The organism is Calothrix rhizosoleniae SC01, assembly GCF_900185595.1.
Classification (GTDB): domain Bacteria; phylum Cyanobacteriota; class Cyanobacteriia; order Cyanobacteriales; family Nostocaceae; genus Calothrix_A; species Calothrix_A rhizosoleniae.
In genome coordinates this window covers 1-17025 of record NZ_FYBH01000073.1, presented here as the reverse complement: position 1 = coordinate 17025, position 17025 = coordinate 1, and the positions used below count along the sequence as shown (strand labels likewise).

The 17025-nt window shown below is 38.0% G+C and carries 14 protein-coding genes; 8 read left to right on the top strand and 6 right to left on the bottom strand.

Annotated elements, in window-relative coordinates; all coding sequences use genetic code 11:
• Together CALSC_RS04385 and hpsJ-A are read left to right on the top strand one after the other, a co-directional pair.
• The coding region (locus CALSC_RS04385) for a DUF1194 domain-containing protein (protein ID WP_088240192.1) at positions 1 to 555 on the top strand (555 nt) is incomplete at its 5' end.
• Positions 556 to 947: 392 nt separating this feature from the next.
• The gene (hpsJ-A, locus tag CALSC_RS04380; RefSeq protein WP_088240191.1) at positions 948 to 1727 is read left to right on the top strand and encodes an HpsJ-like protein, cyanoexosortase A-associated; all 780 of its coding nucleotides are present in this window, start codon (positions 948 to 950) and stop codon (positions 1725 to 1727) included.
• Between the two features lie 700 nt (positions 1728 to 2427).
• Here hpsJ-A and psb34 read toward each other — a convergent pair.
• Positions 2428 to 2598 carry a photosystem II assembly protein Psb34 gene (gene psb34 / locus CALSC_RS25750; RefSeq protein WP_143288148.1) on the bottom strand — a complete coding sequence of 57 codons (171 nt, stop codon included), beginning with the start codon at positions 2596 to 2598 and terminating at the stop codon, positions 2428 to 2430.
• Positions 2599 to 2842: 244 nt separating this feature from the next.
• On the opposite strand from psb34, the gene CALSC_RS04375 reads away from it, so the two are divergent.
• Both CALSC_RS04375 and CALSC_RS04370 read left to right on the top strand, forming a co-directional pair.
• Positions 2843 to 4444, top strand: coding sequence for an Hsp70 family protein (locus tag CALSC_RS04375; protein ID WP_088240190.1), 1602 nt, complete (start codon positions 2843 to 2845; stop codon positions 4442 to 4444).
• Positions 4445 to 4572: 128 nt separating this feature from the next.
• Positions 4573 to 4833 (top strand): MoaD/ThiS family protein, encoded by a 261-nt coding sequence (locus CALSC_RS04370; protein WP_088240189.1) that lies wholly within the window; start codon positions 4573 to 4575, stop codon positions 4831 to 4833.
• Positions 4834 to 5023: 190 nt separating this feature from the next.
• On the opposite strand, the gene CALSC_RS04365 is transcribed toward CALSC_RS04370, so the two are convergent.
• The 3 genes from CALSC_RS04365 to CALSC_RS04355 form a co-directional block, all read right to left on the bottom strand.
• Positions 5024 to 5392, bottom strand: a complete 369-nt coding sequence (locus CALSC_RS04365; RefSeq protein WP_088240188.1) for a hypothetical protein — start codon at positions 5390 to 5392, stop codon at positions 5024 to 5026.
• A 316-nt stretch (positions 5393 to 5708) separates the two neighbouring features.
• On the bottom strand, positions 5709 to 7061 hold the full coding sequence (locus CALSC_RS04360) for an O-antigen ligase family protein (RefSeq protein WP_088240187.1): 1353 nt from the start codon (positions 7059 to 7061) through the stop codon (positions 5709 to 5711).
• A gap of 135 nt (positions 7062 to 7196) precedes the next feature.
• Positions 7197 to 8039: a YaaW family protein gene (locus CALSC_RS04355; protein WP_088240186.1), complete on the bottom strand. Its 843-nt coding sequence runs from the start codon at positions 8037 to 8039 to the stop codon at positions 7197 to 7199.
• Between the two features lie 763 nt (positions 8040 to 8802).
• Here CALSC_RS04355 and CALSC_RS04350 point away from each other — a divergent pair.
• Both CALSC_RS04350 and CALSC_RS04345 read left to right on the top strand, forming a co-directional pair.
• On the top strand, positions 8803 to 9234 hold the full coding sequence (locus CALSC_RS04350) for a DUF928 domain-containing protein (RefSeq protein ID WP_088240185.1): 432 nt from the start codon (positions 8803 to 8805) through the stop codon (positions 9232 to 9234).
• A 301-nt stretch (positions 9235 to 9535) separates the two neighbouring features.
• A complete protein-coding gene (locus CALSC_RS04345) occupies positions 9536 to 12160 on the top strand; it encodes an EAL domain-containing protein (RefSeq protein WP_200817563.1) in 2625 nt (874 codons plus the stop codon).
• A 7-nt stretch (positions 12161 to 12167) separates the two neighbouring features.
• Here CALSC_RS04345 and CALSC_RS04340 read toward each other — a convergent pair whose 3' ends face one another.
• A complete protein-coding gene (locus tag CALSC_RS04340) occupies positions 12168 to 12671 on the bottom strand; it encodes a sterol desaturase family protein (protein WP_088240184.1) in 504 nt (167 codons plus the stop codon).
• 159 nt (positions 12672 to 12830) lie between these two features.
• Positions 12831 to 13376: an NADPH-dependent FMN reductase gene (locus CALSC_RS04335; RefSeq protein ID WP_088240183.1), complete on the bottom strand. Its 546-nt coding sequence runs from the start codon at positions 13374 to 13376 to the stop codon at positions 12831 to 12833.
• A gap of 279 nt (positions 13377 to 13655) precedes the next feature.
• Here CALSC_RS04335 and ftsH point away from each other — a divergent pair, with 279 nt between their 5' ends.
• Both ftsH and menB read left to right on the top strand, forming a co-directional pair.
• Positions 13656 to 15569: an ATP-dependent zinc metalloprotease FtsH gene (gene ftsH / locus CALSC_RS04330; protein ID WP_235006675.1), complete on the top strand. Its 1914-nt coding sequence runs from the start codon at positions 13656 to 13658 to the stop codon at positions 15567 to 15569.
• Positions 15570 to 16043: 474 nt separating this feature from the next.
• Entirely contained in the window at positions 16044 to 16877 is an 834-nt protein-coding gene (gene menB / locus CALSC_RS04325) for a 1,4-dihydroxy-2-naphthoyl-CoA synthase (protein WP_088240182.1), read from the top strand.
• The last annotated feature ends 148 nt before the right edge of the window (positions 16878 to 17025 follow it).

The following is a 17025-nucleotide window of genomic DNA, read 5'->3' as shown; positions in this document are numbered from 1 at the left end:
GCTGTCACCCTATCCTACTGGGGGACTAATGCAACACAGTCTAGTGATTGGTTTCATATTACTGATGCAGCTAGTGCTAATACCTTTGCTGATGCAATTGATAATGCTGGAAGACCTTTTGGTGGTGCGACTGGTGTTGGTAATGCTATTAACTTTGCACAAAATCTACTCAACACCAATGATTACGAAGGTAACAGAAAAGTTATTGATGTATCGGGTGATGGTAGAAATAATACTGGTGCATCCGTTACAGCCGCGCGAGATTCTGCGGTGGCTCAAGGGACTACTATCAATGGTCTAGCAATTTTGAATGATGATGCTAACCTTGATACTTATTACGCCAATAATGTCATTGGGGGTAATGGTGCTTTCGTCACGGCTGTATCTAATTTCACTGATTTTGGAGATGTTGTTAAGCTCAAGATTGGACGTGAAATTGCAACACCCGTTCCCGAGCCAATAACCATATTCAGTTCAATTCTCGCCCTTGGTTTTGGTGCAGCTTGTGTCCGTCAAACCAGCTTAAAAGGAAGTGCAAAAGCAGCAAGAGCCTAGATATAAATTCTGGGAAGCAATACTGCATAATGAAATGAAAAATAGAGAGAAAAAAGGACAAGTTTTTCCTCTCCATAATCAGAGTTTTACTAGTTTTCAATAATCTTTATCTATTATACAAAGCTTAAGTCCTAACTTCAGGATTTAAGCTCTTTATCTATTTTCCCATAAACTTGCAGCAACGTATACTAGTAAATTCACAGAAGCTTTATCAAGCTATTGACCTGATATAAATATTCTATTAAGTTTCACTATAAACTATTGCCGTTTTTTATTTTAGTAGCGAAAATTACAGGTGTAGATATTTTATTTTGCACTCTAATATATTTAGATTTTCCTACAAACCAAAGATTCACTGAGCATCTAGAAAAAATTCAAGCAATTAACACATAATGACAAAATCAAGTGAAAAACCCATACCCTTGCTTCCAGAAATAGAACCTTTACTAGAGCAAATACATGATTTCACCACCAAACAAACAAACTCAATTAATATTATCAGAGCTTTAGGTTATGGCTTGTTTTTATTAGCATTGTTTGATTGGGTAGTACTGTTTATTCCGACAAAATTTATTGACCCAGCTTGGGAATTCCAAACTATGGGAGCAATAATCGAAAGAGTACCAGTCCCTTTAATTGCTTTAGCACTGATATTTTTTGGTGAAGCCAACTTCCGAGGAAAATTAGAATTACGCTTATTAAAGTTGATATCTTCGTTGACTTTACTACTAGCAATGCTATTTTTCTTACTCATTCCTGTGGGAACTATCAATGCTATTCGACTCAGTGAAAACAGTCAAACTAAAATAGTCAAAGTTTCCGAACAGCAAACTACTCGAGCAGAAAATGTAGAAAAACAAATCAGTAAAGCTACACCTGCACAAATAAGTAATTTACTCAAAAGTCGAGGTCGTTCGTTGGATGGGAAGAATCCTAAAGAAGTAAAAAATCAAATTTTATCACAGGTTTCTACTGCCAAAAAAAGAATCAAAACTCAAGCTCAAGCTGCCCAATCTGCCCAAGAAATAAATTTATTTAAGCGAGCGGTAAAATGGAATTTGGGAGCTTTAGTTTCTGGCACTTTATTTATTTATTTTTGGGTACAAACTCGCTGGGTGAGAAAAATCAAGACTAAAAGTAAATCACTTGCTAAAAGTTCTCCAGACTGCTAAATATTAAATTTGGCTCCCTGTTAGATGGTAAGTTAGTTATTCAAACTTTATCTACTAATCTTATTTGATTTGTCAATAAATAAAATAAAAATGAAGAACCCTGACATTTTGAAAAAAGTTGGGGTTCTTATTACAGTATTTTCTCCTGATTTGTGCTGTTAGCCGAGCGATCACCATTGATAGATTTGACTATGTTTAATAATATTTGTGTTAAACATTTGTGATACTTGATATTTCAATAGTAGATTTCAAAAAAGGGGTAAGTCTAAACTAAATCCAGGTAAAACTTTTTCTCCTGATAAAGTAGTCGGCAATTCTCTAATTTCTTTGACCGAAAAAGAAAAGGATACAAGCTCCCAAATTTATTTGTGGAAAAATTAGAAATAATTGTGCCGCGATGCATAAGCACTCTTTCTCAATAATTCCTTTCTTGATGCAGTCGCTCATGGGGAAGACCCCCTTTCTGCGCGCTGCTCTCTACATTCATGTATAGGGTTTCTCCCCTGCTCCCTGCTCCCCTGCCTCTTCCTGACTCGATTTTGACGGTAGATTTCTACTTGTTGGTTTTGGGGGTCGATTAACCAACCTAATTGTAAGCCACTCTTTTTCAAGAGTATTTGAGAAAATGTTTGCTGCACCTGGGACTACAGATGTAGCCAAATTCTACGGCGCAGCCTGAAACAAATCTAAGTTTTCATCCTTAGCTAACTGCACAAGCTACTAATAACAATGCAGTCACCATTAATACAGCTATTCCTCCTTGTAATGCATAACTGTTTCTCTGCTCTGAGGAGGGAAACTCAGCGTAGTAAATGTCGGGTTCATTGGAGTTGTTATTGAGGATTCCTTGTCCGTTAACAGTGTTATACATAATCCTTTATGTCTTTTTTTGAATTTATGTAAATAAATATAACGAAAACATTACAAAATATCAACCAAGCTTGACTAATCAACTTTTATGGTATCCATAAAAAGTCTTAATTTGTTAGTTAAACTGATTAATCAAGGTAGTTCTGAAAATTGGTGTTATCGGTATAAGTGGGTTGTGAGAGAATAATTTCACCCCATACTCCGTTTGCACTTCCACCCTCCCAGGGCGAGAAAATCAAGAAATTATGGCAATCGCAATTGATTTTGGTACTAGCAACACAGTTATTGCTCGCTGGAACCCAGTAAACCAGCAAGCAGAAACATTAAACCTTTCTGGTTTATCCATTCAACAAAATCTCAATCCACCACTGATTCCCAGCTTGGTATATGTTGAGAATGCAGCTGAAGATCAAGTATTGGTAGGGCAGCAAGTGCGCGATCGCGGATTGGATTTGAGCAGTGAATCCAGATTTTTCCGCAGTTTTAAGCGTGGTATTGGTGCGAATATCCAAGGATTTTTACCAGAACTAGATGGGAAGATTGTCACCTTTGAACAAGTGGGACAATGGTTTCTCTCTCGCTCCATTGAGGAATTAGTGACTTTGGAGGGGGGATTGGATTCCTTGGTGTTAACCGTACCTGTAGATAGTTTTGAGGCATATCGTCACTGGTTGGGGCAGGTGTGTCAAGCATTACCCGTAGAACAAGTCAGAATGCTGGATGAACCCACAGCAGCAGCTTTGGGATATGGTTTAGCAGACCAGGAAATTTTGTTGGTTGTTGATTTTGGGGGTGGAACCTTAGATTTATCATTGGTGCGTTTGGCTCAAAGCTCTCAAGCAGCCCAAAAGCCTTTGGGTTTTTTATTGAAGTGGGGTAATAAATCTTTAGCAGAGGACTCCAAACAAAAGGTGAAAACTGCTCGGGTGTTAGCCAAAGCTGGGCAAAATTTAGGGGGTACAGATATTGATAATTGGTTGGTAGATTACTTTGCTAAAACCCAAGGATTGGCGGTAAGTGCATTGACAACTAGATTGGCTGAAAAGATCAAAATCCAGTTATCTAGTCAGCAGCAAGCTAGTGAGGTGTATTTTGATGATGAAAACTTTGATAGTTATGAATTGGAATTGAACCGGGACACTTTAGAAAATATCCTCAAAGAACACTCCTTTTTTGAATCCTTGGATGAGTCTATGACTCAATTATTACAGCAAGCGCGAAGACAAGGCATAGAAATTACTGATATTAATGGGGTGTTATTGGTGGGAGGAACTTCCCAGCTACCAGCAGTGCAAACATGGGTCAAGCAGTATTTTGATCGGGATAAAATTCGTTGCGAACGTCCCTTTGAAGCGATCGCCCAAGGAGCCTTACAACTGACTCAAAATACCGAAATCAAGGATTTTCTCTACCACAGCTATGGCATCCGTTACTGGAACCGTCGTCAAAATCAGCACAGTTGGCACTCCATAATTAGGGAAGGACAAGCTTACCCAATGACACAGCCAGTGGAATTGGTTTTGGGGGCTTCCCTGGAAAACCAACCTAGTATTGAATTAATTATGGGAGAATTGGGGACAGATACAGGGGGTGGTACGGAAGTTTACTTTGATGGCGATCGCTTAATTACCCGTCGTCTAGATAATGGTCAAACTAGTGTTAAACCATTAAATGATCGGGATGGCGCTAGAACTATTGCTCAATTGACACCACCAGGATTTCCGGGTAGTGATCGGATTAAAATTCTTTTTTTAGTTGATGAACAAAGGTTTTTACGGATGACTGTGGAAGATTTATTGACTAATCAAACTATCTTAGAAAACCAATTGGTAGCACAATTGAGTTAGCACTATGATATTTGTTAAAGTAAGTAGAAAATATAGCACTATGCTTTAAGGTTAGGACAAATTGAGAAGCTAAAATATAGATATAGAAAGCTTTTCCCTCCTGCCTCCTGCTATAACTAATAACTGAAATGATTAAATCAGTAATTACCATCACCGTTAAACTTTTTGCTGCTTACCAAGAAGCTTATGGAGTAGAGGAAATCGTCATGGAATTTCCTGAAAATACTCCAGTCCTAGCAGTTCGCGATCGCTTGATTGCAGAACATCCAGAGCTGTCTCAATGGCGTGATGTTACCCGTTTTGGAGTGAATATGCAATTCGTTGAACCACATACTATTATCCAAGATGGTGATGAAGTAGTAATGATTCCCCCTGTTAGTGGTGGTTGAAATGATAGAAAAAACAAGTCTGACTTTTTTCTATCATCAGCAAGCCCTAATTAAACCTCATCCATGTTGGAACCTGGAGCTTATAACTTATTCTGATGTGTCATTGCGACGTAAGGAAGCAATCCCAAAATCCTGTTATAAAACTAAGGTTTTCTAGCTAGACAAGGTTTATTTAAGACTCATTATACTATCAAAAATACCAGCAACGAATAGATGGATCCCCTGTTTTACCCACAGCAACAAAAATATTTGATTTGACAGGACAGTTGTTTTTTTGAACACGTATAGTCTTCGCTAATTGGCAACTAAAAAATTTACCTTGTTTGTTGAAAATAATATAACTCTTTGCCTGACAAGGAACTTTGTATTGTTTTCCTTGAATACCCGCTAATCTGACATTCATATTCTGCCCGAGAATGCATTTTTCGAGATTATAATTGTGGTAGCTAATTGTATTCATCTCACAGACTACAGATGCATCCACTGGCTGGTTAACAACAAAATTAGCCGTTACAACACTGAGAAAAGATGCCAAAATAGTTAAGGAGTATTTTTTCATTTTAAAAACTCCGGGAATAATAAATTCTAGTAATGTTTACGTGGGAAAAATACACAAATAGATTCTAAACTATTCCTCAAATTTAGGATTCTCAACTGATATAGAATTCAAATTCACAGCACAAAAGAGATATAGCCCTAGGCGCAATTAAAAGTAATAAGTTTACTGTTCATCGGTTTGAGCCTCCAAAAATGTCCGCGCCCTAAGTGCGTAGTGCTACATATCAATATTATTATTTACTGGTATCTATTTACATTAGAGTATATACCCAAAAAAATATGTGGCAGGTATAGCAAAAGAAATAAATTATACATAGTTATTGTTGCAAATTAGTCAATTTTAGGCTTTTGTGGTAGTAGGATATTAATCCAGCAATACCGGATAATAGAACCCATGAAAGGACATTGATCCGAAAATCAAATATACTAACATCAAGAGTGTTAAATGTTGCTAAACAGCTCAAAAGTAAAATGTAGCTAAATAGTATCACTCTATGCTGTGGTTTGAGTATCTTTTTGTTGCGTAAGAGCTTGATACTAGCGATCGCCATCCAGATAAATAAGCTGCAAAACAAAAGAGTTGTGGGTAATCCAGTTTCTGCGGATAGCATTAAAAATAAATTGTGGGGATGACCCAACCAAATATCCATCTGAGCTTGGTAAAGTTGGGTAAAGTTGCGTAAACCCCAACCAGTCCAAGGACGTTGCCAGGTCAAATCCCAGGCGAAATTCCACTGGGTTGTTCGCATTAAAGCTAGGGGACGATCAGGATATAACTGGTCATTTAATCGTGCCCAGAAAAAAGCAGGTACAAATTTGCGTAATATCTCTGCTATAGGAGAAGGTGCAAAGGCAGCCGCAGCAATGGCAGCTACCATAGCCGTTACCCCAGCTACTAATATTTGCCAACCTTGATAAATAGCATAAGCCAAACAGGCAATGAGAGCGATTACCCATGCATTGCGAGAGTTAGTTAAAATCAATGCACTGAAATTAGCGATCGCAATTACCAAGAGAAACAGGAAGTAAGGCAGATAATCATAAACCTGATAATTATTCTGGTAAGGATTGGCAAGTTTAGCCCTCAACTTTTGATAGGCTTCTAGCCATAAACCTAATCCGAGAATAAAAACTATAATCAAATAAACTGCTAAGGTATTGGCGTAGATAAATACAGAAGCCATACGTCCAGGGGGATTACCTCCAGTCGCCATTATCCAACCAAATATACTTTGCCATTGGGGTGGAACAGTCCAACCCCAAAATAACTGTCCCCAACCCATGACAACTACTGGCACAGAAGTAATTACTAAAATCAAAGATAAGCGCCGTAATTGCCATGGCTTTTGAATCAGGCTATTGAAACCAGCAAAGGCAACAAAGAAAGGTAAAAAATTGAATAAGCCCAGGAATGCTTCTGTTTTATCGAAAGCCAAACTAGCAGTAACTATTAATAATAAACTTAGTATGGCGAATCCCCAGTTGAGGGGACTGCGAATAATCATGTGATAATTGTGTAGCCATGTAAATATTAATGCCAGCCCAATAAATATAGCTCCCAACCATGGGAAGAAAGGCAATATCAATAATCCGATTTGGATACAACGCCAAGAGAATTTTAAGCTGGGAAGGAAAGAAAATAATTGAAAAGGTAATTTATGATTGATCATCTATGTCTTAGTCATCAGTACCAAGCTGATAATTTCACTTGCTAAGGCAGCAAGGTGTAAAGAAACCAAAGATTAAACATCAATAGCTTGTGTTGTCAAGTCTCAGAACTAATGACTAATAGATCATTAATTGTTTCAAGCTGGTTCCCAACATTCCGCACGAATCAGGCGAATTTGAGCCAAAGCAAAAATAGTTGGTATAATGCGACCATAATTAGTCGCGATCGCTCTCCATCCTAAATCGGCAAAAAACCAAGCCCACATCATGGGACCAACAAAAGTAAACATACTTCTAACAGCACCATAACGAGCTGCATTCACTGCCATACCTCGCTTTGCCATTTGTAAGGTAGCATAGTTTTTTAATTGGGTTGTAGCGACTTTACTCCCTTGGATTGCTGCTTGTCTCGCAACTTGATAGCTAGCAAAATGTGCAGTGAATTGACGAGCAATCTGTTGCAGTACAAATGGTTGCAGGACAGAAGTTACAGCGATTGCACTACCACCTTTAAAAATTACCCCCAAGGGATCCCGTTGTAAGGATAATGGTAAAGGTTCTTTTAAATCAGATGTTGCTAATTGATGCTGTAAACCCGTAGTCAATTGTTGTTTTTCTTTTCGCGGCAATTTTTTCCACACTCGTCCCAACAAGAATAAAAATATTTCTGCTTCTAAATCAACAGTTGCTAAATCTTGAGAGTAAGGGATTTTTAAATATTTACATACCTGTATGAGTGCTTGTCTGTAGGATACTTGATTGCTTTGTCCCCGTAACACAGTCATGCCATCAGCAGCTAAAAAGCGAAACCTTTCTTCGATGGTATCTAGCCAAGCTTGGTAACTTTGACTTTGAACTTCTATGGGTTCTGGGGTTTTGAGATAATCGAGGGGATTAAACTTACGACTAAACAAAATTGCCGTTAAGTCCTGTAACTCCTCTTCAGTTGCTAGTTCTAGTACCGCCCTAAGTTCATCCAATTTCCCTTCCTCCCTTCCATGCCGTTTTCCTGTACCTTATTCTACTATTAGCCTTTAACTATAATCAGTGTAATTCTTTGCACAACCATATATTAATGGAGACAAGGGGACGGTAGATTCCCGACTTCTGCTATGGTGCATTAACCATGCATATTTCCCTAGTACTCTACTAAGGGAACTATGCCTGGTTAATAATGAGAAGAAAAAGTTATTTTCTTCCCACACTTCCCCTTCTTCTCCTAACCTGGCAGTTTAGGGATTTATAAACAGTGCCAGGAATAATGTCTGGGATTTTCATCAAAGCTATGATGCGATATTGGGCGCAGAGTGTCAATCGAAATCCATGATAAAAATTCAATGAATCAGCAGTTGCCGATAAAATATCATTTAAACATAGGAAAAGCATTAGTAGTAATCGATATTAGTTATTGATTTCCAGTAATTTCACGATCAAATTCAACACCATATTATTCTCTTAGCAGAATAATATTTCTTATTATCTCAGTAGATATTCATAAATTTTATCTTTTTTAATATTGTTCCTTCCCTCATGGCTGATATATTCACTTATTATTTGCTCTTTTTTGGCAGTTAAGAATATTAATCACCGTATCTATACCGATGAATTACATCTATATATTCCTTGCTTTTCTGTTTATAAATATTTGATGAATCATCGATTGTTTAGCTAGCATATGTTGAACAAATAGGCTATTTCTAAATTAGATGTACATCACAACAGCTATGACAATATATTTGAATCATGAAAAAATATCTACATTTTAACATCTTAATTTTTGTCTGCTTAACACTTGTTAGCATTACAATTGTACCAGTAAATGCATCAGAAAATATGCAAAAATCTTCTGAAAAGGGGAAAAATGATGTGCCAGGAAAAAACAGAATCGGTGGTGCGACTAGAGAGATATGTGTTAGTACTGATGGTCAGTTAATAGTATTTGTTCCTGCAAATAATTTCAGACAGACAAAGTCAGTCACAGCCAGTCCACAATTCTTGTCGCATATCCCTCAAGTTTCTCCAGCAAAATATGAAAAAAATAGGCCAGCTAAGATTTCTCAAGGAATAATCAATTTTTCTTCCCATGATGCTGTATCAGCTCCAGGACTAAATGTGGATAGCAAATATACTTGGTTCTTGTCTATGATTTGTAAACCAAATCATAGAGCCCATTAAGTCGTTGACTTTTGACTTATGCCTTGGTTTACTACGTGTATTAGCTTACAGTGACTCCTAAGCAATCGAGTAGGAATACCTCATGTGAAAAGCTATTTCTTAAGTATGTAACCAGAAGAAATTCAGTAATTTTGCGGATCTCTAATTAGTTCATATAAAGAGTATCATTGAATGAATGCAAATGATTAATTTCACTTCTTATTAAAAACTGGGAGATATAGACAAACAGTTTATTTTTTATCATCATGAATAAAATTTTGTTATAAATAAGCAATAAACTAATAATCAAGAAAATGTAATTGTGAAATTATCTCACAGGTTATCTCGATTCATCTGCTTTTTTATTAAGTATTCTCAACATCACTTAAATCGTTCTCTGATTAATATTGGCTTATTAGAATCAGTATTAATCGCCAGCTTGTTATTCACAGGATTAACAGTCGGTGTGAGAAAATTAGGTTGGTTGCAACTCCTAGAGTTGGTAGTTTTTGATGAAATGATACGCCACCAACCAGATCCTCCTCTGGATGAACGAATCTTAGTAGTCGAAATTACTGAAGCTGATATTGAAAAACAGAAAAGATTTCCTATCTCCGATTTTAGCATTGCTGAAGTTTTAAAAAAGTTACAACTATCTCAACCAAAAGTAATTGGTTTGGATCTTTATCGTAATGTTCCCCAACCACCAGGTAATGATGATCTCATCCAAGAGCTTCAGGCATCTAATATTATTACTATTATTGAGCTGAAAGATATTAATAAAGAAGGTATATCTGCGATTCCTGGTATACCTCCAGAACGCATTGGCTTTAATGACTTTCTTTTAGACTCAGATGGTGTGGTTCGTCGTAATTTGCTATATGCCAAAATTGATAATCGCATATATTATTCATTTGCTCTACGAACAACTCTAAAATACTTGCAGAAAAATGATAGCTCAATCCAAGTAACAAAGGATGGATTACATCTGGATCAGGCATTTTTTCCCCGTCTATATGGCAATTCCGGTGGTTATGAGAATATAGATTATGCTGGTCGTCAGATACTAATTTCCTGGAATTTACCTCATAAAATAATACGCAGAGTCTCACTAAGTGACGTATTAGAAGGAAAAGTGAAATCTGATTGGATTAAAGACAAAATAGTATTAATTGGTACTAGTGCTCCTAGTGGAAAAGACTTATTTCTGACTCCTTACAGTGCTAACCATTTAGGAACACCAAAATTATCAGGAATTTTTTTACACGTTCAACTTGTTAGCCAGCTTTTAAATATAACTATAGATGGACAGCCCCTGTTCTGGTTTTGGTCTGAATGGGTAGAAGTATTATGGATATACAGTTGGGCTTCAATTGGAGGTGCTATCGCCACAAAATTACGGCATCCCTTATCTCTGTTATTAGCTGTAACTACTGCTTCGGCAATTTTATCTATTATTTGCTTGGCTTTATTTTCTCAAGCAGCTTGGATACCCCTGGTACCTCCGGCTATAGCATTAACATTAACAACTGCCAGTATTATTGCTTATAAACAACTATATTATACTCTGCATGATTTGACTTCCTATTTACCAAATAGGGAACTGTTTATTAAACGTTTGCAATGGTTAATTACAGATACAAAACTGACTGATAATAGAAGATTTGCGGTCATGTTTTTAGATATAGATAGATTCAAATTAATTAATGAAAGTTTTGGTCATCATATTGGAGATCAGTTATTAATTGAAGTTACTCACAGATTAAAAAGTTGTATCCCAGCGAAAAATAGTATCGCTCGGGTGGGTGGAGATGAGTTTGCGATTGTGCTGGATAGAATTAAGGATAGTAATGAAGCTATAGTAGTTGCTGATCAGTTACAAGAAGTAATAAGTTTACCTTTTCAGAGCAACAATCAAGAAATATTTACGAGTGTCAGTATTGGTATTGCCTTCAATCAACCAACACTAGATCATCAAGCAGTGGATTTACTGCGAGATGCACATACAGCCATGTATCGAGCAAAGGATTTAGGGAAAGCTCGCCATGAAGTGTTTGCCAATGGAATGCATACCCAAGTAGTAAAACGCTTGCAAATAGAAGCAGAAATTCGTAGTGGTTTAAAAAATCAAGAGTTTTATCTCAATTATCAGCCAATTGTATCTTTAGAGAATGAAAAAGTTCTTGGTTTTGAGACTCTTGTAAGATGGCAACATCCCCAGCGTGGATTTATCTCGCCAGGAGATTTTATTCCAGTGGCTGAAGAAACGGGGTTAATTGTTCCTTTGGGCAGATGGATTTTTCGGGAAGCTTGTCAACAATTATCCGCTTGGCAAAGACAATTTTTCTCAAATCCCCCTCTGATGATGAGTATCAATTTATCTGGACAGGAATTGCATCAACCGGATTTAGTCGAATCAATTCAGGATACTTTAATCAATACTGGCATCAAAGAAGACACGGTTAGGCTAGAAATTACGGAAACTGTGGCAATGAAAGATGTGGAAACTGCCATTTCTATTTTGCTGAAGTTGAGGGCTTTAAATTTACGCCTGAGTATTGATGATTTTGGTACGGGGTATTCTTCGTTGAGTTATTTACACCGCTTTCCCATTAATACTTTGAAAATTGACCAATCTTTTGTGAGTCGCATGGGTGAAACTGATGAAGATGCAGCAATTGTACGTACGATTATTACCCTTGGTCATATTTTAGGTATGGATGTGGTGGCTGAAGGTATAGAGACGAAAGCACAGAAGGAAAAATTGTATGAGTTAGGATGTAAATATGGGCAAGGGTATTTATTTTCCAAACCTTTAGATCAACAAAAGGCAACTCAATTGCTAGTAAAGCAGTTTGAGAGCCAGGAGTCGGATATGATGATTCTGGAGGCTGGAAATCAAATTTCAGATGAACTTCCCCGTAAAATTAGTCAATCCCAAATCTGAAATCAGGTTACCGCCACTTTAATTGTAAATAACCGCGTTCTGATTGTTCTAGTTCTTTCTCTGTCAACCATTCTACTGGTTTATAAGTACCAAATATGTGATCCCACCAATCTAGAGCTAAACCAAAATTATGCTCCCACATCCCATATTTGTGATGTACATAATGAACTGGCATTTTCATCCAGAAACATTTGGTCGGATTTTCATGTTGTAGTTGGTGAGCATAGGCTGAAAAAGCTGCATAAAACAAGGAACCTAAGAGCCAAGCGATACCAGCATCCCAAGCATAAAAAAACATCGCCACCATGCCGATTGCACCAGGCTTTACATAGTCCAAAAATTCCCAAATGACTCCTTGTCCTTCGTTACGACGGTGGTGATCCCGGTGACGTTCCCCAATACGTGGGGAAACGTGCATCAGCCGATGCATCCAATATTCTACTAGGCTAGAAGCAATAAATGCGATCGCAAAAAAGATAATTACTCTAATAGTTATGATTAAAGGGTTCATTTTATATCACTCCTTCTTTATGGATAGATTATGTCGAATATGTCTACCTTGAAAATAGAGGTTAGGTGTTAGGGCTTGGGGGATAGGGAATAAGTATTTTCATTCTCGGTTGTTTACAAACGTACATGAGGGACTACCCCATAACTCAATTTTTGACTTCTAATTAATTCCTCGGAGTTTACTAGTATTTTCAACTAAACTCTGGGCAAATTTATCGAAGCGTTGAGAGAGTTTTTCCTCTAAAAGCTTTCCTTCAGGATTGAAAGCTTTCCAAGCTTCACCAATTGCTATTTGTTCGGGTATGCACCATCCATGCACCCAACGGATAATTAGTCTTAAATCATTCAAAGCATTAGTGTTAGGTTGTCCTCCGAGGACGCTAATCAATCCAGCAACTTTACCAGATAAATGCTCAAAACTCATCAAATCCAGAGCATTTTTCAGCACTCCACTGACGCTGCCATGATATTCTGGCGTTGCTAAAATTAATCCATCAGCACTGCTGACAGCATCCCGCATCCGTTTCACATCTGGATAATCAGTATATTCTTTTTCTCCATTGCAAAATGGTAATTGCATCTGCCTTAAATCTAATATTTCTACTTCTGCACCCAAAGCTTCTACCCTTTGTGCAGCTAAATACAAAGCCTGGTAGCTATAAGATTCGGCTCGTAAACTACCATTAATACCCACAATTTTTACCATAATTTCTCTCACTTTTACTATCAGGCAATAAGTTGAAGTCGTTATGACTTTGTCTAATCCTAGCTATGTGTGAGTGAAAATGTCAAGGGAGTATGGGGAAAATCCATATTAACTGCAAGCAATTTTGGGTTGGTTGAGCTATCGGTTTAAGAGAAAAGTGGGAATCGCAGTTTACGGAAGCTACACTAAATTAAAGAAAGGTTATTTATTCAAATATTGCGAGAAAACAGCCATAAAAACCATCACTGTGGGGATGGCAATAGATAAAGGGTAATTGTTATGACCAATTTTGCAAAAAAAGCATCCATGAAAAAAAGACCCGCAACTAAAAATTTGGGGCTAGCAAGTATATTAGCAGCCAGTTTGACCATATTACCGGGGGTGGTAGCAAGTACTCCTGCACTGGCGCAAAAAGCAAAACCTGATTCCCTTAACTATGGCAAGTTACTGCAAAAAATAGATCAAGGAGAGGTTCAATCATTAGAGATTGATAAAACAGAACGGGTGGCGAAAGTAAAATTGAAATCTAAGGGGCAAAAAAAAGATAATCAAGTCTTTAAAGTCAAGTTATTAAATCAAAATACAGAATTAGTTAACAAACTTAAACAAAATAAAGTTGACTTTGCTGAGGTTTCCTCTGCCAATAGTAAATCTGTGGTAGAGCTACTGATTCCTTTGATGTGGATCTTTTTGCTGCTAACTGTAATTTTATTGTTTTTGCGTCGTACTACTAATGCTTCTAGTCAAGCAATGAACTTTGGTAAAACCAAGGCTCGTTTTCAAATGGAAGCAAAAACAGGAGTTATATTTGATGATGTGGCGGGGATCGAAGAAGCGAAAGAAGAATTACAAGAGGTTGTGACCTTCTTGAAACAGCCAGAAAAGTTTACTGCTGTGGGGGCGCGGATTCCCAAAGGTGTGCTTTTGGTGGGACCTCCTGGTACTGGTAAAACTTTACTAGCAAAAGCGATCGCCGGGGAAGCAGGAGTACCTTTTTTCAGCATTTCTGGTTCGGAATTTGTGGAAATGTTTGTCGGTGTGGGTGCTTCCAGGGTCAGGGATTTATTTAAGAAAGCCAAAGAAAGCGCACCTTGTTTGATATTTATCGATGAAATTGATGCTGTTGGTAGACAACGGGGTGCTGGTATCGGTGGTGGAAATGATGAGCGGGAGCAAACCCTGAATCAACTTTTGACGGAAATGGATGGGTTTGAAGGTAATACAGGTATTATTATTATTGCTGCCACTAACCGTCCCGATGTTTTAGATGCAGCCTTATTACGTCCTGGCAGATTTGACAGACAAGTAATTGTAGATGCGCCAGATCGTAAAGGTAGACTGTCAATACTACAAGTGCATTCCCGTAACAAAAAAATTGAACCATCAGTTTCCTTAGAAATTGTGGCTCGCCGTACACCTGGTTTTACTGGTGCAGACTTAGCTAACCTACTCAACGAAGCAGCAATCTTAACAGCACGGAGAAGAAAAGAGGCAATTACTCAATTAGAAATTGATGATGCGATCGATCGTTTGACCATTGGATTAACTCTCAACCCTCTGTTAGATAGCCGGAAAAAGCGATTAATTGCCTATCACGAAATTGGACATGCTTTACTAGCTACCCTGCTTGAACATTCAGATCCCTTGAACAAGGTGACAATTATTCCTCGTTCCGGTGGTGTGGGTGGTTTTTCCCAATTAATCCTCAATGAGGAAACTATTGATAGTGGTCTTTATACCCGTGCATGGCTCAAAGATAATATTACCATGACCTTGGGTGGTAGAGCCGCAGAGAGTGAAGTTTTTGGTGAAGCGGAAACCACAGGAGGAGCCAGTGGGGATCTGAAAATGGTCACAAATCTTGCCCGAAAAATGGTAACTATGTATGGGATGACAGATTTGGGGTTAGTAGCACTGGAAAGTCAAAATCAGAATGATGTATTTTTGGGTAGAGACTGGGGTAATCGCTCGGAATATTCGGAAGAGATGGCATCAAAAATAGACAATAAGGTGCGAGAAATGGCTCTTTCCTGTTATCAAGAAGCTTGTAATATCATTCGCCAGAACCGCTCTCTAGTTGACAAACTAGTGGAAATATTGGTGGAACAAGAAACTATTGAAGGTGAACAATTCCGGACTATTGTTGCAGAATATACCCAATTACCAGAGAAGCAGCTCGCTACTTCTAGTTAGGAATATGTGTAATTAAATTATAGTTATTCCAATTAATTTCTGTAGTGGGAGCATCTTGCTCCCTCATATCTTCATGCAGGTAAGATGCCTACACTACAAGATTTGTTTGGGATTTTTCCTCTAATACGAACTATGTGTTTTTTATTTGTAATTAGGGTCTGCTGAATAACTGAAAAAGATTGATTTATCAATACTTTGAGGCTATTCTATTGGGGAGGGGCGTGCAAGGAAATTAGGATTTTAGATTTAAAATCCTTGCATCTGTTATTTTTTCTGGCAAAAAGAATAGAAATAAAGAGGCTGGAACTACTCCCCACTCCCCACTCCCTACCCCCACCAAAAGACTTTTATGCCTAACGGCACGCTCCGCGAACAGCAAGCCCTAATTAAATTAATAACTTGAGTTGGTCGTATACGTTCAACAATCACAGATAATGACTAATGGTTCATCAATCATTATTCATCACAAACACAATGCAAATTGACTGGCAAACCGTTGAAACCTACGAAGACATTCTTTATCACAAAGCCGATGGCATTGCCAAAATTACTATCAACCGTCCTCACAAGCGCAATGCTTTTCGTCCCCAAACTGTGTTTGAATTATATGCAGCGTTTTTAGATGCACGTGAAGATACTAGTATTGGTGTAGTTTTATTAACTGGTGCTGGGCCCCATACAGATGGGAAATATGCCTTCTGTTCTGGTGGTGATCAAAGTGTGAGGGGAAAAGCGGGTTATGTTGATGATGATGGTGTCCCTCGTTTAAATGTGCTGGATTTACAGCGTCTGATTCGTTCCATGCCTAAAGTCGTAATTGCCTTAGTGGCTGGGTATGCGATCGGGGGCGGGCATGTTTTACACTTGGTCTGTGACCTGACCATTGCTGCTGATAATGCTATTTTCGGACAAACTGGCCCCAAGGTTGGTAGTTTTGATGGTGGTTTTGGTGCTAGTTATCTTGCCCGGATTGTGGGGCAAAAAAAAGCACGGGAAATTTGGTTTCTTTGCCGTCAGTATGATGCCCAACAAGCTTTAGATATGGGTTTGGTAAATTGTGTTGTGCCTGTGGAACAATTGGAGGCTGAAGGTATCCAGTGGGCAAGAGAAGTATTAGAAAAAAGTCCCATTGCTATCCGTTGTTTAAAAGCGGCGTTTAATGCTGACTGTGATGGACAAGCTGGGTTACAAGAGTTAGCTGGTAATGCTACTTTACTCTATTACATGACGGAAGAGGGGGCAGAGGGTAAACAAGCATTTTTAGAAAAGCGTCCTCCTAATTTTCGTCAGTATCCCTGGCTGCCTTAATGTTCAAAAATACTCTTTAGTATTACTAACAAATAAATCTAGAGGCGTTACAACACAACGCCTCTAGATTTAGAAAAAACAAGATTATACCAATTCAAATAATATTTGCGACAGATAAATGATTCGTAGTAGGGGTTTAGCAATGCTC